The organism is Pseudomonas azerbaijanoccidentalis (genome assembly GCF_019145495.1).
Lineage (GTDB): Bacteria > Pseudomonadota > Gammaproteobacteria > Pseudomonadales > Pseudomonadaceae > Aquipseudomonas > Aquipseudomonas azerbaijanoccidentalis.
On the sequence record NZ_JAHSTU010000011.1, the window covers coordinates 128,968 to 152,570 of the forward strand.

Here is a 23,603-nt window from a genome sequence, read left to right on the forward strand (position 1 = left end):
TTCATTTCCTGTTCGGGCCTGAGTGGTTCAGTGGTTAGACGGTGACGTGCAGGCGCACTTCAACGTTGCCGCGGGTGGCGTTGGAGTACGGGCAGACCTGGTGGGCGGCATCGACCAAAGATTGCGCGTCGGCTTGTTCAAGGCCTGGCAGGCTGATGTGCAGGTCGATGTCCAGACCGAAACCACCAGGGATCTGGCCAATGCCGACGTGGGCAGTGATCGACGCATCGTTGGGGATGCTGCGCTTGGTCTGGCTGGCCACGAACTTCAGGGCGCCGATGAAGCAAGCGGAGTAGCCGGCTGCGAACAGTTGCTCAGGGTTGGTCGCTGCACCGCCAGCACCACCGAGTTCTTTGGGGGTAGCGAGTTTGACGTCGAGAATGTTGTCACTGGAAATCGCACGACCGTCACGGCCACCGGTGGAAGTTGCGATTGCGGTGTAGAGAGTTTGCATGGTGAAAGCCTCGTTCGGGTTTGATTGATTTGCGCTAAATGTTTGCGCGCTAAGTAAGTGCGAGATGAATGTATCGCGCTAATGTTTAGCGCGCAAGATAAATTTTTGAAGAAAATGATATTCAACGGCGTTGTGGTGCACCGATTTTGAATGGAAGCTTTGATTTAGAGCTGCGGGGTGGGGGAGAAGAAGCTAAAAAAAGATTCGGGAGGGGGCAATATTTCAGAGACCAGAGTGGTCATTGTGGGAGCGGGCAAGCCCGCTCCCACAGGAATTGATGGCGTTCTTCAGATCAGGCTGTCTTGCAGGTGGCGGCGCAGCTCTTGCAGCTCCGCTTGAAGCTTTTGCAAGCGCTCCAGGGTCATGCCGCTGGCGCCGAGGATGCATTGCGGAATACCGCGAGCCTTATCGCGCAACGCACGGCCCTTTTCGGTCAGTTCAATGATCACCACTCGCTCGTCTTCTCGGCTGCGGGTACGGCTGAGCACACCTTCGGCTTCCAGACGCTTGAGTAGCGGCGTGAGCGAGCCGGGATCGGTCAGCAACCGAGTGCTGATTTCGCCTACGGTCAAACCGTCCTGCTCCCACAGCACCATCATCGCCAGATACTGCGGATAGGTCAGGCCCAACGCTTGCAGCAAGGGTTTGTAGACCTTGGTCATCATCAACGAAGTGGAGTGCAAGGCGAAGCAGGCCTGGTTATCCAGAAGCAGGTCATCGCAGTTGTCCGGGGTGTTGCGCTCGGTGGTCATTTCAAAGCCTTCGATCAGTGATCGTCATGAATCTAGCGGTCAAATCTTTAATGCGCCAGGTAATTATGGACTAGTGGTGCGCCAGATGGGTTTGCAGCACCAGATCCCACGGCGGGATGGGGCCGAAGCGGGTTTTCAGGTATTCCAGCAGCAGGCGACTGCGGGAATTGGGCTGTTGCTGCAGGCGCAAGGCATAGATTCCGGCGCTTTCCGGTTTGGGCAGGCCGCTCTCGCAGAACAGCGGCACCAGCTCCCCGCGTAACAGGTATTCGCTGGCCAACCATGTCGGCAAATGCGCGACACCCAACCCGGCCAGGGCGCCGCAAACCAGCGCTTCGGCATTGTTGGCGCTCATGCGAATGCGCGAGGGGCGGTGCAAGTGCATCTGGCCGGCGCGTTCGAAACGCCAAGCGAACGGAGGCGCCAGACCATCCCAGTCGAGGCCGTCGTGCTCAGCCAATTGCGCCGGATCATTAGGCACACCGCGTTGCTGTAGATAGTCTGGGCTGGCGCAGGCAATGCGTACCATGCTCGCCAACGGCGTGGCCACCAGGCGGGTGTCGGCCATTTGCCCGGCGCGCAGTACCAGATCGACCTTGCCAAGGTTTAAGCCCTGCATGTCGACAAAGCTGTCGATCAGGTGCAATTGCACATCAAGGCCCGGATAGAGCTTCAAGAATTCGGCAATGACCGGTGCCAGATGCCGGCGACCGAATGCGGCTGGTGCATCGACTCGAATCAGGCCTTCCGGCGCACTGCTCAGGGACACCGCTTCGGCCCGCGCCAGACGCAATTCGGCGACGATCCGTCGCGCCCGTTCGGCAAACGCGAGCCCGGCCGGTGTCGCGCGGACCGCGTGGGTGCTGCGAATGAACAACTGACTTCCGACGGCGTTTTCCAGGCTATCAATGCGTCGCGCCACCGCCGATGGAGTCAGGGGATGACGGCGCGAGGCCGCAGAAAAACTGCCGGTTTCCAGTACATCCAGAAACAGGCCGAGTTGTTCGGTCAATTGATTGGGGTTCATGACTGTCCAGCGCTTGTGCGAATTTGGCACAGCCATTGTGCGTTGCTGTGCGTTTCCCCGCCAGAACCAACTGCGTAGGATGAACTCCCTGACGAGTGAGGAAAAACGCCTGTGATTGAGTTCTTGATGTATCTGGTCTTCGGCGCTGCTTTGGGCACTCTCGGCGGAATTTTCGGCATTGGTGGTGGCTTGATCGCGATCCCACTGCTCGGCGTATTGTGCGGTCTCGATCAGCAGATCGCCCAAGGTACGGCGCTGGTGATGGTGGTGCCGAACGTGATGCTGGCGCTGTGGCGCTATCACCAGCGCAACAAGATTGAGGTGCGCCATGCGTTGCCGTTGGCCTCAATGGGTTTCTGTTTTGCCTGGATCGGTTCGATCTGGGCAGTAGGCATCGACGCGCAAACCATGCGCATCGGCTTTGTGGCCTTCCTGATCGCGCTATCGGCTTACAACCTGGTGCGCATGTTCTTCGCCACTGCACCGGCGTCAGCGCAGATGAATTACTCGTGGCCTTGGCTGGGCGTGCTCGGTGCAGCATCCGGGACCATGGGCGGTTTGTTTGGCGTAGGCGGGGCTGTGGTGGCCACGCCAGTGTTGACCAGTCTGTTCGGCACCACTCAGGTGGTCGCGCAGGGCTTGTCGCTGGCGCTGGCATTGCCAAGCACAGGCGTCACGCTGGTGACCTATGCCGTGCATCATCAGGTGGACTGGATGGTTGGCGTACCGCTGGCGATCGGTGGCTTGATGAGCATCAGTTGGGGTGTGAAGATCGCCCACGCTATGCCCGAGCGCCTGCTGCGCGCGTTATTCTGCGGTTTTCTGGTGCTCTGTGCAGTGATGCTCGCCTTTAAAGTTTGAAGCCTTCGACGATGTGTTCGGCCAGGCATTCGGTGATCGGCGACGGATTGTGCAGGTTGCGCACGAGCATGATGCTGGCCTCGGGCAGCAGCGGCAGGTCTTCGGCTTCACCGAGGATGCGCATGTCCGCGGTGATCAGGCTTTCCAGTTGCGCAGTCACTGCCAGGCCGGCACTGACCACCGCCATGATCGCCGACAGGCTGTCGCTGTTGTACGCCACGCGATAGTCCCGGCCCTGAGCGTCGAGGGCATTGCAGGCCCACAAACGGCAGAAGCAATCACTGTTGAACATCGCCAACGGCAGCGGCGTTTGTTCGTGGGCGCTGTAGCATTGAGCCTCGGCCCAGACGAATCGCTCCTTGCGCAACAACTGGCCAATTTCACTGCCCGGTTCGCGGGTGACGATGGACAGGTCCAGGTCCTGACGCATCAGCAATTGTTTTGATGATTCGCAATGCACCTCGATCTGGATCAGTGGATAGGACTGGGCAAACCGGCGCAAAATACCCGGCAGAAAACGCATCACGTAGTCGTCCGGGGTACCGATGCGCACTGTGCCGATCATGTCCGGCTCACGCAGGGTGTTGAATACTTCGCTGTGCAATTTGAGGATGCGCCGGGCATAACCGAGCAGCACCTGGCCTTCAGCGGTTAGGCGCACCTGCCGTCCGTCGCGTTGGAACAACTGGCGCTGCAACACATCCTCTTCCAGCCGTTTCATCTGCATGCTGACGGCCGACTGGGTGCGATGGACCAGCTCGCCGGCGCGGGTAAAGCCACCCTGGTCGGCAATCGCGACAAAGGTGCGCAGCACTTCGGTATCGATCGTCGGGTAACTCGACATACATCAATCTCCGAGATGATTGCCATCAGAAACATTTGTTGGATTGATCTTAGACCCGGCGCGATATTGGAGCCATCCAAACGGAGGGCAACAAGATGAAAGGTCAACATGAGTTCCAAGGCGCAGAACATCATTCGGTTCACCTGATTTCCGATCTGCTGCATAAGATCAGCCGCTGGTACGAGCTGCATCGCGAGCGCGAACTGCTGGCAAGCTTGAGCGATGAAGCACTGAAGGACATCGGCATGAGTCGGGCGGACGTCGAGCACGAGTCGATCAAGCCGTTCTGGAACGACCCGATGCATAAATGATGACTGCCACGCTACACAAACCACTTACCGGTGAGGTAGGTTGCGAGCAGACAAGGAGATGCTCATGCCCGCAACGTTGTCCTTTACCCTCAAACAGGCTCGGCGTCTGGCACTGGCCGCCCAAGGGTTCAACGGGCGCCAGCCGCCAGCGACGATCAAGGCAACAGCCCTCAACCGCATGATCGAGCGGTTGGGCATCCTGCAAATCGATTCCGTCAACGCCGTGGTGCGCTCGCACTACCTTCCGCTGTTTTCCCGTCTGGGTTCCTATTCTTCTGACTTGCTCGACCAGGCTGCCTGGAGTTCGGGGCGTCGTCGCACGTTGTTCGAATACTGGGGCCACGAGGCTTCATTGCTGCCGTTGTCGATGTACCCGCTGATGCGCTGGCGCATGCAACGGGCCACGCGCGGTGAAGACATTTATCAACAGCTGGCGCGTTTCGGTCGTGAGCAGCAAGACACGATTCGCCGGGTATTGGCTTCGGTTGAAGAACTGGGTGCGCTGGGTGCCGGCAGCCTGTCGACGCGTCAGGAGCGTGCCGGCCCATGGTGGGACTGGAGCGCGGAAAAGCATGCGCTGGAATGGTTGTTCGCCGCCGGCGAAGTGACCGTGGCGGGGCGGCGCGGGTTCGAGCGATTGTATGACTTGCCGGAGCGTGTCATTCCTTCGGCGATCCTCGCGCAGCCGCTGATCGATGAAGCCGAGGCCCAGCGAGGCCTGCTGCTGCATGCCGCGACAGCCCTGGGGGTGGGCACCGAGAAGGACCTGCGCGACTACTTCCGCTTGAATCCCGCCGACAGTCGTCCGCGTCTGGCGGAGTTGGTTGAAGCGGGCGAGTTGCTCACCTGCGAAGTGCAGGGCTGGAAGCAACCGGCGTATTGCCTGCCCGAGCCCAAGGTGCCGCGCAAGGTCGAGTCCAGTGCGCTGCTTTCACCGTTCGATTCGCTGGTCTGGGAGCGCAGCCGCACCGAGCGGCTGTTCGATTTTCGCTATCGGCTGGAGATTTACACGCCGCAGGACAAGCGAGTCTACGGTTATTACGTTCTGCCGTTTTTGCACAACGAACGGATTGCCGCGCGGGTTGATGTGCGCGCTGAAAGAGCGGCGGGTCGGTTGGCGGTGCATGCCGTACATGAGGAAGAAGCGGGGCTGGACGAGGAGGGGATGCTGGCGTTGGCGTTGAATCTGCGGCGGATGGCGGATTGGTTGGGGTTGGCGCAGGTTCAGTTGAACTGCCCGCGGGCGAGTGCGGATCGGTTGCGGGTGGCATTGGCACAATCTGAAATTTCTTAACACAGCCTATGTCGGAGCTGCCGAAGGCTGCGATCTTTTGCTTTTCAGATCAAAAGATCGCAGCCTTCGGCAGCTCCTACAGTTATCGTCTACCGCCGAACTTGTTTAAGGGTCTCAGCAATCAAAAACGCCAGTTCCAGCGACTGATCGGCATTCATCCGTGGGTCGCAATGGGTGTGATAACGATCCGACAAGCCGTCTTCGGTGATCGGCCGCGCGCCGCCAATGCACTCGGTCACGTTTTGCCCGGTCATTTCGATATGGATACCACCGGCATACGAACCTTCCGCTTCGTGCACCTGGAAGAACTGCTTCACCTCACCCAGAATCTGCGCAAAGTCGCGGGTTTTGTAGCCGCTGCTGGCCTTGATGGTGTTGCCGTGCATCGGGTCGGAGCTCCACAGCACTTGCTTGCCTTCACGCTGCACGGCGCGAATCAGCTGCGGCAAGTGATCGCCGACCTTGTTCGCGCCCATCCGCGCAATCAGGTTCAGACGGCCGGGGTCGTTGTCCGGGTTGAGCACGTCGATCAGGCGGATCAGATCGTCCGGGTTCATGCTCGGGCCGACTTTCACACCGATCGGGTTGTTCACGCCGCGCAGGAATTCGACATGCGCACCGTCGAGCTGACGGGTGCGGTCGCCGATCCACAGCATGTGCGCCGAGCAGTCGTAATAATCATTGGTCAGGCTGTCGCGACGCACGAAGGCTTCTTCGTAGTTCAGCAACAGCGCTTCGTGGGCGGTGAAGAAGCTGGTTTCGCGCAGTTGCGGCGAGCTGTCCATTCCGCAGGCACGCATGAACGCCAGGGTTTCATCGATGCGGTCGGCCAGGTGGCTGTATTTTTCCGCCAGCGCCGAATTGGCAATGAAGTCGAGGTTCCACTTGTGTACCTGATGCAGGTCGGCAAACCCGCCCTGGGCGAAGGCGCGCAGCAGGTTCAAGGTGGCAGTGGACTGATGATATGACTGCAGCAGGCGTTCCGGGTCCGGCACGCGGCTTTTTTCGTCGAAGCCGATACCGTTGACGATGTCGCCACGGTAGGCGGGCAGGGTCACGCCATTGATGGTTTCATCGTTGGCCGAACGCGGCTTGGCGAATTGCCCGGCCATGCGTCCGACCTTGACCACCGGGCAACCGGCGGCGAAGGTCATGACAATCGCCATTTGCAACAACACTTTGAAGGTGTCACGGATCTTCGCCGCGGAGAACTCAGCGAAGCTTTCGGCGCAGTCGCCGCCCTGCAACAGAAACGCGCGGCCCTGGGTCACTTCGGCAAACTGACGACGCAATTCCCGGGCTTCACCGGCAAACACCAGCGGCGGATAGCTGGCCAGCGTTTGCTCGACCTGCTGCAAATGCGCAGCATCGGGATATTGAGGTTGCTGCTGGATCGGCAAGGCGCGCCAGCTGTCAGGGCTCCAGGGTTGGCTCATCGTCATCTCTAGTGTTTTACGCTCGGGCGTCCATGTTATCAGCAATTAGTGCGTGACCTGTTCCCGTTGCTTCGCGGACAATCGCGCCTTTGCCGCAGCGGGTTCGCGGTGTTATTGCGTTGCCGCTCCCTCTATTGCAGGCATGGTGACGATCAGGAGACAAAATGACTGAGGAGCGCGTCGAGCATTTGCTCGCCGAGGTGCAGGACGAGTTTGGCGTGATTCGCGTGCTTGAAGTGGCCGACTACCGTTTTCTCGAATTCGGTGATGCCATCGAGCAAAGCTGCGTGTTCACGGCTGACCCGAGCTGGCTTGAGTATGACTACACCCGGGCGATGCTGATCGGTGCGTTGTGCCATGAACAACCGGAATCCGCGCTATTTCTCGGCCTGGGTGCCGGCACGTTGACCCAGGCCTGCCTCAAGTTTCTGCCGCTGGAAGACGTCGAAGCGATCGAGCTGCGCCCGGATGTGCCGCGCCTGGCCATCGAATACCTTGGACTGGATGACGATCCGCGGTTGTACATTCGGGTCGGTGATGCGCTGGAGCTGCTCGACACCGCCGAGCCTGCGGATCTGATTTTCGTCGACCTTTATACCGACGTCGGCCCGGGTGTCGGCCATCTGGCCTGGACCTTCCTGGAAAACTGCCAGAAACGCCTTAACCCCGGTGGCTGGCTGGTGATCAATCAGTGGGCAACCGACGATGGCAAGCCGTTGGGTGCCGCATTGCTGCGCGGGCTCTATCATCGGCATTACTGGGAACTGCCGGTAAAGGAGGGCAATGTGATTCTGATTGTGCCTTCGGATCTCGATCAAGAGCTGGATATGGAAGGCCTTGTTGCTCGGGCTGAAGAGTTGGCGCCGCGGTTGGGGTATTCGTTGCAGACATTGATCAAGTGCATTCGCCCCGCGACATAAGGAATACAACCGCATCTGTAGGAGCTGCCGAAGGCTGCGATCTTTTGATTTTTTAAGATCAAAAGATCGCAGCCTTCGGCAGCTCCTACACGGATTTCAGCAGCCTTTGAACACCCCGGGCCGCCGCTCCACCAGCGACTTAACCCCCTCCTGCGCATCCTCACTGGTCAACAGTTTCTTCACCAGCGCCGGCAAACCCTGCGCCGCTGCCGTTTCCCCCTCGTAACGCGCCTGCCGCGCCGACATCAGCGTCGCCTGCACGCCCAGCGGTGCCTGTCGGGCAATGCGTTCAGCCAACTCAATCGCCCGTGGCAGTAAATCTTCACTGGCCATGACTTCCTGCACTAACCCAAGGTGCAGGGCATCCCGGGCATCGAACTCGTCGCCCGTCAGCATCCAGCGCATCGCATTGCCCCAACCGGCGACCTGATGCAGGCGCAATGTGGCGCCGCCGAAGGGGAAGATCCCGCGCTGCACTTCCATTTGCGCGAAGCGGGTATTGCTGGCGCACAGGTTGATATCGGCGGCCAGCATCAACTCGATGCCGATGGTCAGGCAATAACCCTGTGCAGCGACAATCACCGGCTTGCTGACCCTGGGGCCGGCGAATACACCCCACGGATCACAACCGCCGGGCGGGGCCTGCCAGCCTTCGGTCAGCGCCGCACTGGCATTGACCAGATCCAGGCCGGCGGTGAAATGCTCGCCATGGCCGAAGACCACGGCCACACGGGCGTCGCTGTCGGCTTCGAACTCACCATAGGCCAGGCTCAGCTCGTTGAGCAGGTCGAGGTCGAAAGCATTGCGCTTGGCAACCCGATCCAGGCCGATCAACAGGACATGACCGCGCTTTTCACGGCTCACACGGCGGGTGTCGAGCTCTTTCATGGTGCATTTCCTCGGGCGGGAAGGGGTGTCAGACCGGCGGTCAGGGTCTTCAAGATGAACCGTTTTAGCGCCATCACCCGCAGGGCCGGGCCTTTGAAAAATAGACGCTTGCACGATTATCCGCAAAGCCTGTGACAGAACGCCGTACGCGGGAGTTTTGCGATAAAAAAAGCTCCCTTTTTCGGCAAATTCCGGTATAGTGCGCGCCGGCCTTTAGCCGGGCCGCGTTTAGGTAGAGCAATTCCCCGAAGTCAGCTTCGGCTGCACGTCCGTACTGCGGACTCTCCCTTGACGATTCTTTTCATTCATTCGTTTTCGCAAATCCCCGCCGACAAAGCTGCCAGGGCGACTCTTGAGTCTCAACACGGCACGCGCAGCTTTGGAGCATGGGTCTTTGCGGATGCACTTAGAGGCAGACCCATGACCCAGGAAACCGGCGGCTTCGCCGCTTTTAATCTTAATCCGAATATTCTTGCAGCCGTCACCGCGACTGGCTACGAAGAGCCATCGGCTATTCAGCAGCAATCGATCCCGATCATCATGGCCGGTCACGACATGATTGGTCAGGCGCAAACCGGTACGGGTAAAACCGCTGCGTTCGCCCTGCCGATCCTGCATCGCATCGATCCTGCAAAGCGCGAACCGCAAGCCCTGATCCTGGCACCAACTCGTGAGTTGGCGCTACAAGTTGCAACCGCTTTCGAAACCTACGCCAAGCAAATGCCGGGCGTAACTGTTGTGGCTGTCTACGGCGGCGCGCCGATGGGCCCACAATTGAAAGCAATCCGTAATGGCGCACAGATCGTTGTCGCCACGCCGGGCCGTCTGTGCGACCACCTGCGTCGTGACGAAAAAGTACTGGCGACCGTGAACCATCTGGTTCTCGACGAAGCCGACGAAATGCTCAAGCTGGGCTTCATGGACGACCTGGAAGTTATCTTCAAGGCTCTGCCAGCCACCCGTCAGACCGTATTGTTCTCGGCCACCTTGCCGCAGTCGATCCGTGCCATTGCCGAACGCCACCTGCGCGATCCGCAACACGTGAAGATCCAGACCAAGACCCAGACCGTTACCGCGATCGAACAGGCTCACCTGTTGGTTCACGCTGACCAGAAGACTTCGGCCGTTCTCAGCTTGCTGGAAGTGGAAGATTTCGACGCCCTGATCATGTTCGTGCGCACCAAGCAAGCGACCCTGGACCTGGCCAGTGCCCTGGAAGCCAAAGGCTACAAAGCCGCTGCGCTGAACGGTGACATCGCCCAGAACCAGCGTGAGCGCGTAATCGACTCCCTCAAGGATGGCCGTCTGGACATCGTTGTGGCGACCGACGTTGCTGCTCGTGGCCTGGACGTTCCGCGCATCACTCACGTATTCAACGTTGACATGCCGTACGACCCGGAGTCCTACGTTCACCGTATCGGCCGTACCGGCCGTGCCGGTCGCGAAGGTCGTGCACTGCTGCTGGTGACTCCACGTGAGCGCCGCATGCTGCAAGTGATCGAGCGTGTAACCGGTCAGAAAGTGGCTGAAGTTCGTCTGCCGGACGCTCAAGCCGTTCTGGATGCGCGCATCAAGAAACTGACCAACAGCCTGTCGCCGCTGGTGGCTGATGCCGAATCGACCCACGGTGATCTGCTCGATCGCCTGACCGCCGACATCGGTTGCAGCCCGCGTGCCCTGGCCGCAGCCCTGCTGCGCAAGGCTACCAACGGTCAAGCGCTGAACCTGGCCGCTATCGAGAAAGAGCGTCCACTGGTGCCGAACAACGCACCGCGTGGCGATCGTCCAGAGCGTTCCGGTGATCGTCCTGAGCGTGGTGACCGCGAGCGTCGTGCTCCGATGCCACTGGGCGAAGGCCGTGCTCGTTGCCGTACCGCGCTGGGTGCGCGTGACGGTATCGCTGCCAAAAACCTGCTGGGCGCCATCCTCAACGAAGGTGGCCTGGCGCGTGAAGCGATCGGTCGCATCCAGGTGCGTGACAGCTTCAGCCTCGTCGAGCTGCCGGAAGATGGTCTGGAGAAGTTGCTGACCAAGCTGAAGGACACTCGCGTTGCCGGTAAGCAGTTGAAGCTGCGTCGCTATCGCGAAGATTGATCCGCTCTCGGGCTGATTGATCGAACATAAAAAATCCCCGACTGGTTCGGGGATTTTTTTTGCCTGTAAAAAAGAGATCGCAGCCTGCGGCAGCTCCTACAGAGAAATGCGATTCCATGTAGGAGCTGCCGCAGGCTGCGATCTTTTGATCTTCAACTCAGCCGAATCGGTAAATGTCCATGCCCAGCGCACCCAGGGTGAACCCTTTATGGGCAACGCTGAATGCGCCTCCGGCGCTGCGGGCAAAGTACAGCGGCAACAGGTGCTCATCGCTGGGGTGGTTGCGTACGGCGTTCGGTGCCTGCGCGCGATAGTCATGCAGAGCGGCTTCATCGTCGGTGGCCAGTTTCTCGATCATCCAATCGCGGAACGCCTGCGCCCACGGTTCGACGCTTTCCGGGCCGGCATGCCAGTCCAGCTCCCGCAGGTTGTGGGTAATGCTGCCGGAGCCGATCAGCAGCACACCGTGCTCGCGCAGGCTGGCCAAGGCATGACCGACACGGGTCTGCAACGCAGGGCCGCCACGGGTTGGCAGTGAAACCTGCACGACCGGAATGTCTGCCTGCGGGTACATCAACGACAAAGGCACCCAGACGCCATGGTCGAAGGGGCGGTCAGGGTCGATGCGGGCGGGGAGGTTGCTGGCCTTCAGCAGCTCCACCACTTCAGCGGCCAACTGGGGATTGCCGGGCGCGGGGTATTGCACCTCGAACAGGGCTTTGGGAAAACCGCCGAAATCATGCCAGGTGTCAGGTTGCGGATTACCGCTGACCAGCAGCTCGTTGCTTTCCCAATGTGCAGAAACAATCACGATAGCTTTGGGCTTGGCCATTTCAGCCGCCAGACGCGCGAGGGCTGGCCCACTGGCGCCGGGTTCCAGGGCAAGCATCGGGGAGCCATGGGATATGTACAGGCTGGGGAACATGTATAAGCTCCTGAGGGTTAAGATAGCGCCATCTTCAATCAGATCATTGATCTAAATCTAATATAAGTTTTAGGGTGTTTTGATCGAATTTTCGGGGTTATTTATGCAGCCGGAGTTTTGGCACAAGAAGTGGGCGTCGAATCAGATCGGCTTTCATTTGCCGCAAGTGAACCCGTATCTGAAGCGATTCTGGCCAGGATTGAGCGTTGAAGAAGGCGCACGCGTGTTGGTGCCGTTGTGCGGCAAGAGCCTTGATCTGTTGTGGCTCGCCCATCAAGACCACGAGGTTCTGGGCGTTGAACTGTCGGAAAAAGCCATTGAAGAGTTTTTCAGCGAACATGGTTTTGACCCGGCCGTCAGCGAACAGGGACCGTTCAAGGTTTATCGCGCAGGTTCCATTGAACTGTGGTGTGGTGATTTTTTCGAACTGACCCCAGGCGATGTTGCCGATTGCGCGGCACTTTATGACCGCGCCGCGCTGATTGCGCTGCCGCCGGAAATGCGCGAGCGCTATGCCGCCCATTTGAAGCGGATCCTGCCGAAGGAATTCCAGGGGTTGCTGATTACGCTGGACTACGACCAGGCTCAAATGTCTGGCCCGCCGTTTGCCGTGGTCGATGATGAGGTGCAGCGGTTGTTTGGGGCTTCGTGGGCGCTGAAGATCCTGGAGGATCAGGACATTTTGAGCGAGAGCGGGAAATTCATAGAGGCGGGTGTTACTCGGCTTGAAGAGCGGGTCTATCGCCTGATGGGCCGTTAAAAGCTAAAAATCTTCAAGGCAAAAAAAACGGGGCGATTAGATCGCCCCGTTTTTTGTTGCCGCAGAACTATCAGCCCCGACGACGAGCCAGCGCGTCGATACGCTCTTCCAGCGGCGGGTGGCTCATGAACATGCGAGCGAACCCTTGCTTGATGCCACCGTTGATGCCGAAGGCGTTCAAGGTGTCAGGCATATGCACCGGCAGGCCTTGTTCCGCACGCAGGCGCTGCAGGGCGCCGATCATCGCGGCAGTGCCGGCCAGGTTGGCACCGGCTTCGTCAGCGCGGAATTCGCGTTTGCGCGAGAACCACATGACGATGGAGCTGGCCAGAATGCCCAGGACCAGTTCGGCAAAGATGGTTGCCACGTAGTAGGCAATGCCTTGGCCCTCTTCATTCTTGAAGATCACCTTGTCGACAAAGTTGCCGATGATCCGGGCGAAGAACATCACGAAGGTGTTCACCACGCCCTGAATCAACGCCAGGGTGACCATGTCGCCATTGGCCACGTGGCCGATTTCGTGGGCCAGAACGGCTTTCACTTCATCCGGCGAAAAACGCTCGAGCAAGCCCTGACTGACCGCGACCAGTGCGTCGTTCTTGTTCCAGCCGGTGGCGAACGCATTCGCCTCGTAGGCCGGGAAGATCCCGACTTCGGGCATCTTGATCCCGGCTTCGCGGGACAGTTGCTCGACGGTTTGCAGCAGCCATTGCTCGTGACGCGTGCGTGGCTGGGTGATGATCTGGGTGCTGGTGCTCATCTTCGCCATCCACTTGGAGATGAACAGCGAGAACAGCGAACCGGCGAAACCAAAGACCGCACAGAAAATCAGCAGCTGATTGAGGTTGAGATCAACCCCGTTGGCCGCCATGAACCCGTTGAAGCCGAAAAGGCTCAGGGTGATGCTGGCAATCAGCACGACCGCCAGGTTAGTGGCCAAAAACAGCAGGATGCGCATCATGGTTGTAGAAATCTCCTTATGCTAAAGATGTAGCGTACTGCGGGGTATATAAGGTGCTGCACCGGGGTATTCAACCGGGTGACTATTTCAAACTGTGTCCTACGGTAAAAGCTTAGCTGCTTGCAGGGCATTTCCGATGTAGATGCAGGAAGTGTTTGTAGGTCGGCAGATCTCATTGCCCCCGTCGGCGTTGGGTGCGGACAGGCAGCGTAGTATTGGTGAGAGGTAAGGGGGGCAATTTTCGACAGGGCGCAAACATGTGTTGCTGAATGAATCACCGTGCGACGCTTTAAGCGCCGTCGCACGGTGAACAGCCCGATTACTGACGATAGGATTTCAGGAAATTGCCGATGCGGCCGATGGCCATGTCCAGGTCATCGACCCGTGGCAGGGTCACGACGCGGAAGTGATCCGGCCACGGCCAGTTGAAGGCGGTGCCTTGAACTACCAGCAGCTTCTCGGAAAGCAGCAGGTCGAGGACGAATTTTTCGTCGTTGTGGATCGGGCAGACTTTCGGGTCGATGCGCGGGAACGCATACAGCGCGCCCATTGGCTTGACGCAGCTGACGCCCGGGATGTCGTTGAGCAGTTCCCAGGTGCGGTTGCGCTGTTCCAGCAAGCGGCCTGGCGGCAGCACCAGGTCATTGATGCTCTGATAGCCACCCAGCGCGGTCTGGATTGCGTGCTGGCTCGGCACGTTGGCACACAGGCGCATGTTGGCCAGCATGTCGATGCCTTCGATGTAGCTCTGCGCGTGGTGTTTCGGGCCGGAAATGGCAATCCAGCCGGAACGGAAACCGGCCACGCGATAGGACTTGGACAGACCGTTGAAGGTCAGGCACAGCAAATCCGGTGCGAGGGAGGCGGTGCAGATGTGCACGGCATCGTCGTAGAGGATTTTGTCGTAGATTTCGTCAGAGAACACCACCAGATTGTGCTGGCGGGCCAGTTCCAGCATGCCCAGCAACACTTCCTTCGAATACACCGCGCCGGTCGGGTTGTTCGGGTTGATGATCACCAGGGCCTTGGTGTTCGGGGTGATCTTGGCCTTGATGTCGGCCAGGTCCGGCCACCAGTTGGCTTGCTCGTCGCACAGGTAATGCACCGGGTTGCCGCCCGACAGGCTCACGGCGGCAGTCCACAGCGGATAGTCCGGCGCCGGCACCAGCACTTCGTCGCCGTTGTTGAGCAGGGCCTGCATCGACATCACGATCAGTTCGGAAACGCCGTTGCCCAGATAGATGTCTTCAATGCCGACGCCTTCCACCTGCTTTTGCTGGTAGTACTGCATCACGGCCTTGCGCGCACTGAACAGGCCTTTGGAATCGCTATAACCCTGGGCGGTCGGCAGGTTGCGGATCACGTCCTGGAGAATTTCATCCGGCGCTTCGAAACCAAAAGGCGCCGGGTTGCCGATGTTCAGCTTGAGGATGCGATGGCCTTCCTCTTCCAGGCGTTTGGCGTGCTTGAGCACTGGGCCGCGAATGTCGTAGCAGACGTTGGCGAGCTTGTTCGATTTGCTGACCTGCATGGCGATGTGTTCCCGAAAATGAACGATCCAGGCGGCGTATGAACAACCGTACTGGGAATCCTGCGTAATCACACAGGCCTGACGCCTTGAGAGGCAGCACCCATAAATCTGTTTGAATGCGCGTGGTCTGGCTGCCAGACTGGCGTTTGACGAGGCGCAATCATACGTGCCGCCCGATCCGTGGAAAAGGTACAGATCGGGCTTTTTCAGCCGCCGAGGTGTGATGATGGAAAAGTTGGAAAAAACCCTGGAAGAATGGAAGGCCATGCTCGATCCAGAGCAGTACAACGTGTGCCGCCTCAAGGGCACCGAACGACCGTTCTCCGGCAAATACAACGACAGCAAGGTCGACGGGATCTATCACTGCATTTGCTGCAACGAACCGTTGTTCGATTCCAAAACCAAATTCGATTCCGGCTGCGGCTGGCCAAGCTTCTATGCGCCGATCGGCGACAGCGCCATGACCGAAATTCGTGACGTCAGCCACGGCATGATCCGCACCGAAGTGGTCTGCGCCAAATGCGACGCGCATCTGGGCCACGTGTTCCCGGATGGCCCGCCACCCACCGGCCTGCGCTATTGCATCAACTCGGTGTGCCTGGACCTGGTGCCACGCTCGTAATGCGAGCCCCGTAGGAGCTGCCGAAGGCTGCGATCTTTTGATCTTGATTTCAAAAAATCAAAAGATCGCAGCCTTCGGCAGCTCCTACAGTTGGTCAGCGTCATGATTATTTAAATTGCACACAATTCAATTGCTCGCTATTTTTGTGCTTCGTCCTTCCAATCGGAAACCTGAACCATGAGCGACAATCTGCTGAGCATCCCTTGCACCACCATCAAGGGCGAGCAAAAGACCCTGGCCGATTTCGCCGGCAAAGCCGTGTTGGTGGTCAATACGGCCAGCAAATGCGGTTTCACCCCGCAGTACAAAGGCCTCGAAGAGCTGTGGCAGACCTACAAGGATCAAGGCCTGGTCGTGCTGGGCTTTCCCTGCAATCAATTCGGCAAGCAGGAGCCAGGGAACGAAGGCGCGATCAGCGAATTTTGCGAGTTGAACTTCGGTGTCAGCTTCCCGCTGTTCAAAAAGATTGAAGTCAATGGCGCGGGTGCTCATCCGCTGTTCGTGCAGTTGAAAAAACGTGCCCCGGGCCTGCTCGGTTCCCAAGGCATCAAGTGGAATTTCACCAAATTCCTGATCGGCAAGGACGGCCAGTTGGTCAAGCGCTTCGCCCCTGCTACCAAGCCGCAGGACCTGAGCCGCGAGATCGAAGCCCTGCTCAAATGAACAGCCTGTCAGTCGATTCTCTGAATCTCGACAGTCAGTTGTGCTTCAAGCTGTACGCCGCTTCGCGCGCAGTGATCCGCGCCTACAAGCCAATGCTCGATCAATTGGGCCTGACCTACCCGCAATACCTGGCCATGCTGGTGTTGTGGGAGTGGCAGGAGTTAGCGCCGGAGCAGCCGACCGTCAAGGCATTGGGCGAACGTCTGGCGCTGGATTCCGGCACGCTGACGCCATTGCTCAAACGACTGGAGCAGCTGCAGCTGGTTCAGCGCCAACGCTCGGCGCGGGATGAGCGCGAGGTGCACTTGAGCTTGTCGGCCGCTGGCCTGGCCTTGCGCGATCAAGTCGGGCCGCTCAAGGCTCGGTTGTTGTGCGACAGCGGCGTTGACCTCAATCGCCTGAATGACTTGCGTGATGGCCTGGACCACTTGTTGGGACAGATCAAGGCACTGTCGTAGCGGGTACCCACAGGTCCAGCAGCGCCGCCAGTTCTTCGCGGCGGAAGGGTTTGGCCAGGTAGTCGCTCATGCCCGCCGCGCGGCAGCGCTCGCGTTCTTCAGACATCGCGTTGGCGGTCAGGGCGACAATCGGCAGTTGCGGCCAGCGACCGCTGCGACGGATCTGCCGACTGGCCTCATAGCCGTCCATCACCGGCATGTTGCAGTCCATCAACACCAGATCGAATTCATCTTTTTCCAGTTGATCCAGCGCCTCAACCCCGTGAGCCGCGACCGTCACCTCGCAACCGAGCTTGCCCAGCATGCCTTTGGCCACCAGCTGATTGACCGGGTTGTCTTCGACCAACAGCACGCGGGCGCGGCGCTGCGGGCTGAGGGGGTCGACGGGTGTGTCGCTGACGGTGCTGATTTCCGGTTGCAGGATACGTCGCAAGGTCTGGTGCAGCGCATTGCGTGCCAGGGGCCGCGCTTGTTGCTGCAAGGGGGCCAGGGCGTTGGCTTGTTCGCTGGGCATGAAACTGCCGTAAGCGGTGACCAGCAGAATCGGCGCGGTGAGCGTCGGGCGCAGGTTGAACAGGCATTCGGGGCAATCGGTAATCAGCACGTCGGGATTCAAGCCGAGCAAGGGATCGTCGATGGAGCGTTGCTGATACTCCAGCCCCCAACTCGGCAAGACGCTGCCGAGCATTTCCGCCAGACCACTGCTGGCAGCGGTGATGGCGATGACCTTGCCGCCCATTGGTGTGGGAACCAGGGCGCGGGTGTGGCGGGGCAGGGGCAGTTCGGCGCAAAACTGGCTGCCGAAACCCGCTTCCGAGCTGATGGTCAGGCGCCCCTGCATCGCTTCGCAGAGGTTGTAGGTCAGGGCCAGTCCCAACCCGGTCCCACCGAACTGCCGGGTAATCCCGGCGCCGGCTTGGGTGAACGGCTGGAAGATTTTTACCTGGGCATCCTGGGGGATACCGATGCCGGTGTCACAGACCTCGATTCTCACCCCGTCGCCGAGGCTCGACAAGCGAACGTCGACCCGCCCGAATCGGGTGAACTTAAGGGCGTTGGACAGCAGGTTACTGACGATCTGCCGGACGCGGGTCGGATCGCCGAGCACCAGTGCCGGAAAGTGCGGATCGATCAGGCAAGTCAGCTCGACACTCGGAGCTGCGTTTTGCGACAGCAGGTTGGCGGTGTCTTCCACCAGCGCGCCAAGGTCGAACGGGATGTGTTCGAGTTCAAGCTGGCCGGCATCGAACTTCGACAAGTCGAGAATATCGTTGAGCAGTTCCACCAGCACTTTGCCCGAGTCGTGGGCAATGGACAGCTGTTGCTGCTGTTCAGCGTTCAACGGCCCGTCCAGCGATAGCGCGATCATGCCCAGCAGGCCATTGAGTGGCGTACGGATTTCGTGGCTCATGTTGGCCAGAAACACCGAACGCGCTTCGGCCATGTCCAGCGCCGTGCTGCGGGCCAGCTCCAGTTCTTGATTGGATTGGCTGAGCCGGGCGTTGATCGCCTTAAGCTCCGCGGTGCGGGCCGAGACGATGTTTTCCAGTTGGCTGAGATAATCGGTCAGGCGGTTTTCGGCATTGCGTCGCTGCTGGATTTCGGTGGTGACGTTTTCAAATTGTTGGTTAGCGACCTTCACCAGTACGCCGATTTCATCGTTGGCATGCCCTGTCGGACATTCCAGGGGCGTGGGTTCGCCGCTGCTCGAATCTCGGCCACTGAGTTCATGGATGATCCGCACCAAGGGTTTGGTCAACATGACATAAAACAGCGTGAGCAATATGCCGCTGAGGATCAGGCTGCGGGCGAAGCCGTTGAGCAACGTCACTTCGGCGCGACGCAGAAACCGGTAACCGAAGGAGTAGGTGTCGACGTCCAGTTGCAACGTGCCGAGGGATTCGTTGGGCAAGTGATCCAGATAGAGGCGGTCCTCGAACTGCCGGTCCGCGCCGAACAGCAGGTCGCTGATCACGCGATAGCCGCTTTGCAGGCCGGGGCGCTTGACGTCGGCCAGCACGTTACCGTTGTTGTCGGTCAGCCTGGCGCCGATGACTGCCGGCGAACGCAGCAGGCCCAGGGTCAGCTCCTGAGCGAGCTCGGCGTCGATGTTGTAGGCGATACGCGAAGCGGGGTTGTGGCTGATTTCCAGCAAAGACAGTATTTCACGGTTGATGGAGGCGTCTTCACTGGCATAATCGATGCCTATTTGCAGCAGGCTGAGCAGCATGCCCAGAATGAAACCGACCAGCACGGTAAGCCGGGCTTGCTTGTAAGAAAGCCGGTTGGTGAATTTGATATCCATGGGGTGTTGAACCACTTCCGTTTCCCTTCGCTGCTCAAGCATAGTCGATCATGCATGGATACCGATGTTCTCGCGAGCCCTTGTACAGAGGTGTAATCGCTCATCGAACGCTATGTGTCGGCGCTGTATCGCCATCATTACTGTGAACGTGCCCGAGGAAAAGACGTGGACTCCCGATTGAATGCTTTTCTTGAACGCGCCGATGCCGTTCTGGCGCGAATCGAACCGTTGCTGCCAGCGCCTCGGCAAGCCATTGACTGGACCCATTGCCTGGCTGCGCGCTGGCAGCGCGAAGGCCGCAGCGGTTTTCTGTTGCCGCTGGAAGTCAGCCTCGACATGCGCCTGTCCGACCTGATCGGCGTTGACCGGCAACTGGAACAACTGGGGCGCAACACCCGGCAATTCCTTGATGGCATGCCGGCTAACCACGCCTTGCTCTGGGGTTCACGCGGGACCGGCAAATCGTCGCTGGTGCGGGCATTGCTGGCTGAGCACGCCAAGGGCGGCTTGCGCCTGATCGAGATCGAACGCGATCACCTGGCGGACTTGCCACGCGTGGTGGAGCAGATCGCCAAATTGCCACAACGCTTTGTGCTGTTCTGCGATGACTTGTCGTTCGAGTCCGGCGAGGGTGATTACCGCGTGCTCAAGAGCGTGCTCGACGGTTCGCTCGAACAAGCGCCGGACAATGTTTTGCTGTACGCCACTTCGAACCGTCGTCACTTGGTGCCGGAGAAAGAAAGCGATAACGAAAACTGGAAACGCGTCGATGGCGAACTGCACCCGAGCGAAGCGGTGGAAGACAAGATCGCGCTGTCGGACCGCTTCGGCCTTTGGCTGTCGTTTTATCCGTTTACCCAGGAGCACTATCTCAACGTCGTCGAACACTGGATCGGTCAACTGGCCGACAAGGCCGGCCTCAAGTGGCAACGGGACGAGGAGCTGGACATCCTCGCCGTGCGTTGGGCCACGGGGCGCGGCAATCGCAACGGACGTTGCGCGTATCAATTTGCCCGCTATTGGGTCGGGCTGAAACTGTTGGAGCACAACGCATGATCGATTTACAACAGAGCGGCCAAGGCCTTGAAGGCTACGGCATGCTGCACGCGCAACTGGAGTCGCTGCTGGCTGACGAGCGCGATTTCATCGCCAACGCCGCGCAATTTTCGGCGTTCCTGTTCAATCAGCTTGATGATCTGAATTGGGCCGGTTTTTATCTCAATCGCAACGAAGAGCTGGTGCTGGGGCCGTTTCAGGGGCAGATCGCCTGTGTGCGCATTCCGTTCGGCCGTGGCGTTTGCGGAGCCGCCGCCGCGACTTTGCAGACGCAACTGGTCGAAGATGTGCACGCTTTCCCAGGGCATATCGCCTGTGACAGTGCATCAAACAGTGAACTGGTCGTGCCCCTGGTCAAGGAAGGCCGACTGATCGGCGTGCTTGATCTGGACAGCCCGAAACTGGCGCGTTTCACTGCGCAGGATCAGGCGGGAATCGAACAGCTCGCGGCAATCTTCTTGCGTCTGACCGATTGCTGATCACACCTTGAGGCCCGCCTTGATCAGCAAGCCCGACGGGTCTACCGCATCAATCTGTTGCGGGTCGAGGAAACGCTCGGCGTAAAGCAGATAGATGCGCGCGTTGATGAACAGTGCGAACAATGGCGGGTCGATGTGGGCGTCGCGGCACATGAAAGCCATGATGCCCAGCGCTTCGCTCAAGGACTTGGCTTTCTTGTAGGGCCGGTCGGCCGCGGTCAGGGCTTCGAAAATATCGGCAATCGCCATCATTCGCGCCGGCAGGCTCATCTCCTCGCGTTTCAGACGTTTCGGGTAACCGGTGCCGTCCATTTTTTCGTGATGACCACCGGCAATTTCCGGAACGCTGCGCAGGTGTTCCGGGAAGGGCAGGTGGTTGAGCATCAGGATGGTCTGCACCATGTGATGGTTGATGATGTAACGCTCTTCGTTCGTCAGCGTGCCGCGGGTAATGCTCAGGTTGTAGAGTTCGCCGCGGTTGTACTTGTAGGTCGGTACGTCGAGCTTGAAACCCAAGGGGTTGTCCGGCGCAATCAATTCAGCGGCGGGGCGTTCGAACAGGTGCTCGGGTTTGTCGGCCAGCAGCGTTTCCCTGACCGGTAGCGTCGCCGCCGGGGTGCGGGTCTGACGCCGGTTCTCCTCCCATGAAACGCCCAGCCGGTCATCCAGGGTTCGAGTCCAGGTGCGTTGGCCGATGCTGCGCAGGTGTTGCAGATCGGATTCGGCCATGGCTTCGCCACCGAGATTGCAACGAGCGATGAACGCAAAGTCTTCATCGAGCACCGCCAGATCTGTATCGCGCCGTGGCGCCAGGATTTGCTCGTCGCCACCCTGGGCAATGGCCTGCCAGTAACGGACCCAAACATCGCGCTTGAGCACTTCGACTCGGGTGCGGATCTCGTGGATGCGGTCGTTCAGCGTTTCCAGTTTCGTGGCTTTGTCGACGACGTATTCCGGGGTAGTGATCTTGCCGCAATCGTGCAGCCACGCGGCGACGTGCAGCGCCTCCCATTCATCATCCGTGGGTTTGTAGCCGATGAAGTCCGGGTCCTGACTGGCTGCAGCAGCCTGGGCGAGCATCAGCGTCAACGCCGGTACGCGCTGGCAATGCCCACCGGTATAAGGGCTTTTAGCGTCAATCGCGCCGGCCAGCAGTTTGATGAACGCGTCCAGCAACTGCTTTTGTTTGGCTTGCAGGCGCTGACTTTCGATACTCACCGCGGCCGCGCCGGACACGGCCTGCAAAAACGCGATGCGATCCGGACGAAGTTTTTCCAGATCACTGCGATCGCCGCTATCGACCAGCAAAAACACCAACAAGCCGACGGTTTCGTTATGCCGATTGTGCAGGCGGATGCCGATCAGGTGCACTCGGGGGCAGGCCATCGCCAGCAGCACTTTCTGCAGGTCACCTGCCTGTTCGAAACCGAGGTTGGTCACCACGTTGTCGGCGCCAGACAGCTGCTGCAACCATGCCGGGCTTTGCGCGCCTTGCAGCGCGTGCGCCTGGATGTCGAACGACGACAGGGGCTGAGCAACATCGTTGATGACCAGGCCATGGGGCTCCATGCGGTCACCGTCACCTTCGCGCAGGTAAATCAGCCCGGCCTGGGCCTGGCCGATTTTTACCGTTTCAAACAACACCCGCTCCAGCAGCGGTGCGAAACGCGTTTCGGCGCTCAAGCTATCGGTGATCTGGAAGAAGCTCGCCAGGGTGTCTTTCATACGCGCCATCGATACGCTCAGTTGATCGACCTCCAGCACCGGTGAGCGCCGGGACAGCGGAAAGTTGAAATCGAAACTGCGTATCGCGTCGGCCTCTTGCACCAATGCACGCAGCGGCTTGACCAGGATTCTCGACGTCAGCCAGCCAAGCGGAACGCACAGCAACAAGATGGCCAGGGTAATCAGCGCACCCTGCCAGCGCATGCGGTAAGCGTCGGCGAGCAATTCATCTTCCGGCACCAGCATCGCCAGTTGCAGCCCTTGGGGGCCACCTTCCTGCATGCTGCTGCGGGCCACGATCCACTGGCGGCCGGCGGCATCCAGGCGATTGCCCTGCGCCGGGTTGTCGAGCAGGGCGCCAAGACTGGGGCTCAGGTCGGCGGCCTTGATCAGGCGGGCGGTCTGATCGTCGATGATCAGGCGACTGCTGTCGGGATAGGCAATCGCATTGCCCTCGGCGTCGAACAGCACGATGTCGGTGCCCGGCGTCACCACATGCTTGGCCAGGGTTGCACTGAGTGCGGCCAGGGTCAGGTCGGCGCCCATCACCACATTCGCGCCACTGCGCCGAGCGAGCGTGGTGCCGACATTGTGGGTGGAGAAAAAGACGTAGGGCTCGGTGGTGATCTGATCGTTGTCGTGGCTCGCACTGGAAAACCACGCGCGGCTGCGCGGATCGTAAGTATCGCCGGGATTGTCGTGGCGACTGATCAACATCAGGTTCTGATCGAAAAACAACGATTGGGAATGAATCTGGCCGCTGGCGCCACGCTCGATACTCCATACCTGATAAGCCGCTGTATCCGGGGCTTTGAGCAGGGTTTTCAGAGGCGCGGTGCGCAACGGCCGAACCATGAAAAAATCACCGTTGCCATAACCCAGGTACAGCGAGGCGAGGTCGGGATTGTCCTTGAGGGACTGGCTGAAAGGGGGAAGCAATGCCAGACGCTGTTGCAGATCTGGCGCCTGGACCGCGGGCGTGTGCACCAGCAGGCTCAGCAGGTGGCGAATCGGTTCGTAGGTGGCGTGCAGGTCCAGACGCACATCCTGTTCGATTCGATTGAACAGCTTCTCACTGCTCGACAGGATGATCTGGGTGGTCTGTCGATAGTTGAAAATGCCCAGCACCACCCCGGTCAGCAACAGCAGCAAGGTGAACATCACGCTGATATGCACGTGCAGCGGGAACCGACGTTGATCCGAGCGCAGTGGGTTGGGCATGCGGGTCACTCCATGA

22 protein-coding genes are annotated in these 23,603 nt (G+C 59.4%); 11 read left to right on the forward strand and 11 right to left on the reverse strand.

What is annotated here, in order from left to right:
- Nucleotides 1-34 precede the first annotated feature (34 nt).
- The 3 genes from KVG88_RS27975 to KVG88_RS27985 all read right to left on the reverse strand — a co-directional run bounded on the left by KVG88_RS27975 (nucleotide 35) and on the right by KVG88_RS27985 (nucleotide 2,233).
- A complete protein-coding gene (locus tag KVG88_RS27975; RefSeq protein WP_150703792.1) occupies nucleotides 35-454 on the reverse strand; it encodes an organic hydroperoxide resistance protein in 420 nt (139 codons plus the stop codon).
- 287 nt (nucleotides 455-741) lie between these two features.
- On the reverse strand, nucleotides 742-1,206 hold the full coding sequence (locus KVG88_RS27980) for a MarR family winged helix-turn-helix transcriptional regulator (protein WP_217873318.1): 465 nt from the start codon (nucleotides 1,204-1,206) through the stop codon (nucleotides 742-744).
- A gap of 70 nt (nucleotides 1,207-1,276) precedes the next feature.
- Nucleotides 1,277-2,233 (reverse strand): LysR family transcriptional regulator, encoded by a 957-nt coding sequence (locus tag KVG88_RS27985; protein WP_217873319.1) that lies wholly within the window; start codon nucleotides 2,231-2,233, stop codon nucleotides 1,277-1,279.
- Between the two features lie 111 nt (nucleotides 2,234-2,344).
- On the opposite strand from KVG88_RS27985, the gene KVG88_RS27990 reads away from it, so the two are divergent.
- Nucleotides 2,345-3,094 (forward strand): sulfite exporter TauE/SafE family protein, encoded by a 750-nt coding sequence (locus KVG88_RS27990; protein WP_217873320.1) that lies wholly within the window; start codon nucleotides 2,345-2,347, stop codon nucleotides 3,092-3,094.
- Here KVG88_RS27990 and KVG88_RS27995 read toward each other — a convergent pair.
- A complete protein-coding gene (locus KVG88_RS27995; protein WP_056856392.1) occupies nucleotides 3,084-3,938 on the reverse strand; it encodes a LysR substrate-binding domain-containing protein in 855 nt (284 codons plus the stop codon). The two genes, KVG88_RS27990 and KVG88_RS27995, sit on opposite strands and share 11 nt — an antisense overlap.
- 95 nt (nucleotides 3,939-4,033) lie before the next feature.
- Here KVG88_RS27995 and KVG88_RS28000 point away from each other — a divergent pair, with 95 nt between their 5' ends.
- Complete coding sequence (locus KVG88_RS28000; RefSeq protein ID WP_150703788.1) at nucleotides 4,034-4,249, forward strand: DUF1127 domain-containing protein; 216 nt, start codon at nucleotides 4,034-4,036, stop codon at nucleotides 4,247-4,249.
- Nucleotides 4,250-4,313: 64 nt separating this feature from the next.
- Nucleotides 4,314-5,543, forward strand: a complete 1,230-nt coding sequence (locus KVG88_RS28005; protein WP_217873321.1) for a winged helix-turn-helix domain-containing protein — start codon at nucleotides 4,314-4,316, stop codon at nucleotides 5,541-5,543.
- Nucleotides 5,544-5,632: 89 nt separating this feature from the next.
- On the opposite strand, the gene KVG88_RS28010 is transcribed toward KVG88_RS28005, so the two are convergent.
- Nucleotides 5,633-6,979 (reverse strand): class II 3-deoxy-7-phosphoheptulonate synthase, encoded by a 1,347-nt coding sequence (locus KVG88_RS28010; protein WP_217873322.1) that lies wholly within the window; start codon nucleotides 6,977-6,979, stop codon nucleotides 5,633-5,635.
- Between the two features lie 164 nt (nucleotides 6,980-7,143).
- On the opposite strand from KVG88_RS28010, the gene KVG88_RS28015 reads away from it, so the two are divergent.
- Nucleotides 7,144-7,899 carry a spermidine synthase gene (locus tag KVG88_RS28015; RefSeq protein WP_150703785.1) on the forward strand — a complete coding sequence of 252 codons (756 nt, stop codon included), beginning with the start codon at nucleotides 7,144-7,146 and terminating at the stop codon, nucleotides 7,897-7,899.
- 96 nt (nucleotides 7,900-7,995) lie between these two features.
- Here the strand turns inward: KVG88_RS28015 and KVG88_RS28020 are convergent, their stop codons facing one another.
- On the reverse strand, nucleotides 7,996-8,787 hold the full coding sequence (locus tag KVG88_RS28020) for a crotonase/enoyl-CoA hydratase family protein (RefSeq protein WP_150703784.1): 792 nt from the start codon (nucleotides 8,785-8,787) through the stop codon (nucleotides 7,996-7,998).
- A gap of 420 nt (nucleotides 8,788-9,207) precedes the next feature.
- Between KVG88_RS28020 and KVG88_RS28025 the strand changes: the two genes are divergently transcribed.
- On the forward strand, nucleotides 9,208-10,881 hold the full coding sequence (locus tag KVG88_RS28025; RefSeq protein WP_075948176.1) for a DEAD/DEAH box helicase: 1,674 nt from the start codon (nucleotides 9,208-9,210) through the stop codon (nucleotides 10,879-10,881).
- Nucleotides 10,882-11,038: 157 nt separating this feature from the next.
- Here the strand turns inward: KVG88_RS28025 and KVG88_RS28030 are convergent, their stop codons facing one another.
- On the reverse strand, nucleotides 11,039-11,806 hold the full coding sequence (locus KVG88_RS28030) for a DODA-type extradiol aromatic ring-opening family dioxygenase (RefSeq protein WP_217873323.1): 768 nt from the start codon (nucleotides 11,804-11,806) through the stop codon (nucleotides 11,039-11,041).
- Nucleotides 11,807-11,909: 103 nt separating this feature from the next.
- Here KVG88_RS28030 and KVG88_RS28035 point away from each other — a divergent pair, with 103 nt between their 5' ends.
- Nucleotides 11,910-12,566 (forward strand): thiopurine S-methyltransferase, encoded by a 657-nt coding sequence (locus KVG88_RS28035; protein WP_150703782.1) that lies wholly within the window; start codon nucleotides 11,910-11,912, stop codon nucleotides 12,564-12,566.
- Between the two features lie 70 nt (nucleotides 12,567-12,636).
- On the opposite strand, the gene htpX is transcribed toward KVG88_RS28035, so the two are convergent.
- Together htpX and KVG88_RS28045 are read right to left on the reverse strand one after the other, a co-directional pair.
- Nucleotides 12,637-13,527 (reverse strand): protease HtpX, encoded by an 891-nt coding sequence (gene htpX / locus KVG88_RS28040; RefSeq protein WP_095061105.1) that lies wholly within the window; start codon nucleotides 13,525-13,527, stop codon nucleotides 12,637-12,639.
- Nucleotides 13,528-13,846: 319 nt separating this feature from the next.
- Nucleotides 13,847-15,058 carry a pyridoxal phosphate-dependent aminotransferase gene (locus KVG88_RS28045; RefSeq protein ID WP_007983502.1) on the reverse strand — a complete coding sequence of 404 codons (1,212 nt, stop codon included), beginning with the start codon at nucleotides 15,056-15,058 and terminating at the stop codon, nucleotides 13,847-13,849.
- A 226-nt stretch (nucleotides 15,059-15,284) separates the two neighbouring features.
- Between KVG88_RS28045 and msrB the strand changes: the two genes are divergently transcribed.
- From msrB to KVG88_RS28060, 3 genes are all read left to right on the forward strand, one after another.
- Nucleotides 15,285-15,680 (forward strand): peptide-methionine (R)-S-oxide reductase MsrB, encoded by a 396-nt coding sequence (msrB, locus tag KVG88_RS28050; RefSeq protein ID WP_150703781.1) that lies wholly within the window; start codon nucleotides 15,285-15,287, stop codon nucleotides 15,678-15,680.
- Between the two features lie 177 nt (nucleotides 15,681-15,857).
- Complete coding sequence (locus tag KVG88_RS28055) at nucleotides 15,858-16,343, forward strand: glutathione peroxidase (protein WP_150703780.1); 486 nt, start codon at nucleotides 15,858-15,860, stop codon at nucleotides 16,341-16,343.
- Nucleotides 16,340-16,801: a MarR family winged helix-turn-helix transcriptional regulator gene (locus KVG88_RS28060; RefSeq protein WP_217873324.1), complete on the forward strand. Its 462-nt coding sequence runs from the start codon at nucleotides 16,340-16,342 to the stop codon at nucleotides 16,799-16,801. The genes KVG88_RS28055 and KVG88_RS28060 overlap by 4 nt, the downstream gene beginning before the upstream one ends.
- Here the strand turns inward: KVG88_RS28060 and KVG88_RS28065 are convergent.
- Nucleotides 16,785-19,148 (reverse strand): hybrid sensor histidine kinase/response regulator, encoded by a 2,364-nt coding sequence (locus tag KVG88_RS28065; protein ID WP_217873325.1) that lies wholly within the window; start codon nucleotides 19,146-19,148, stop codon nucleotides 16,785-16,787. The two genes, KVG88_RS28060 and KVG88_RS28065, sit on opposite strands and share 17 nt — an antisense overlap.
- A 123-nt stretch (nucleotides 19,149-19,271) precedes the next feature.
- On the opposite strand from KVG88_RS28065, the gene KVG88_RS28070 reads away from it, so the two are divergent.
- Both KVG88_RS28070 and KVG88_RS28075 read left to right on the forward strand, forming a co-directional pair.
- Nucleotides 19,272-20,162, forward strand: coding sequence for an ATP-binding protein (locus KVG88_RS28070; RefSeq protein ID WP_150703777.1), 891 nt, complete (start codon nucleotides 19,272-19,274; stop codon nucleotides 20,160-20,162).
- Entirely contained in the window at nucleotides 20,159-20,641 is a 483-nt protein-coding gene (locus tag KVG88_RS28075) for a GAF domain-containing protein (RefSeq protein ID WP_150703776.1), read from the forward strand. Before KVG88_RS28070 ends, KVG88_RS28075 begins: the two co-directional genes overlap by 4 nt.
- Here the strand turns inward: KVG88_RS28075 and KVG88_RS28080 are convergent, their stop codons facing one another.
- Nucleotides 20,642-23,587 carry an HD domain-containing phosphohydrolase gene (locus KVG88_RS28080; protein WP_217873326.1) on the reverse strand — a complete coding sequence of 982 codons (2,946 nt, stop codon included), beginning with the start codon at nucleotides 23,585-23,587 and terminating at the stop codon, nucleotides 20,642-20,644. It abuts the gene before it with no gap.
- Nucleotides 23,588-23,603: the final 16 nt, after the last annotated feature.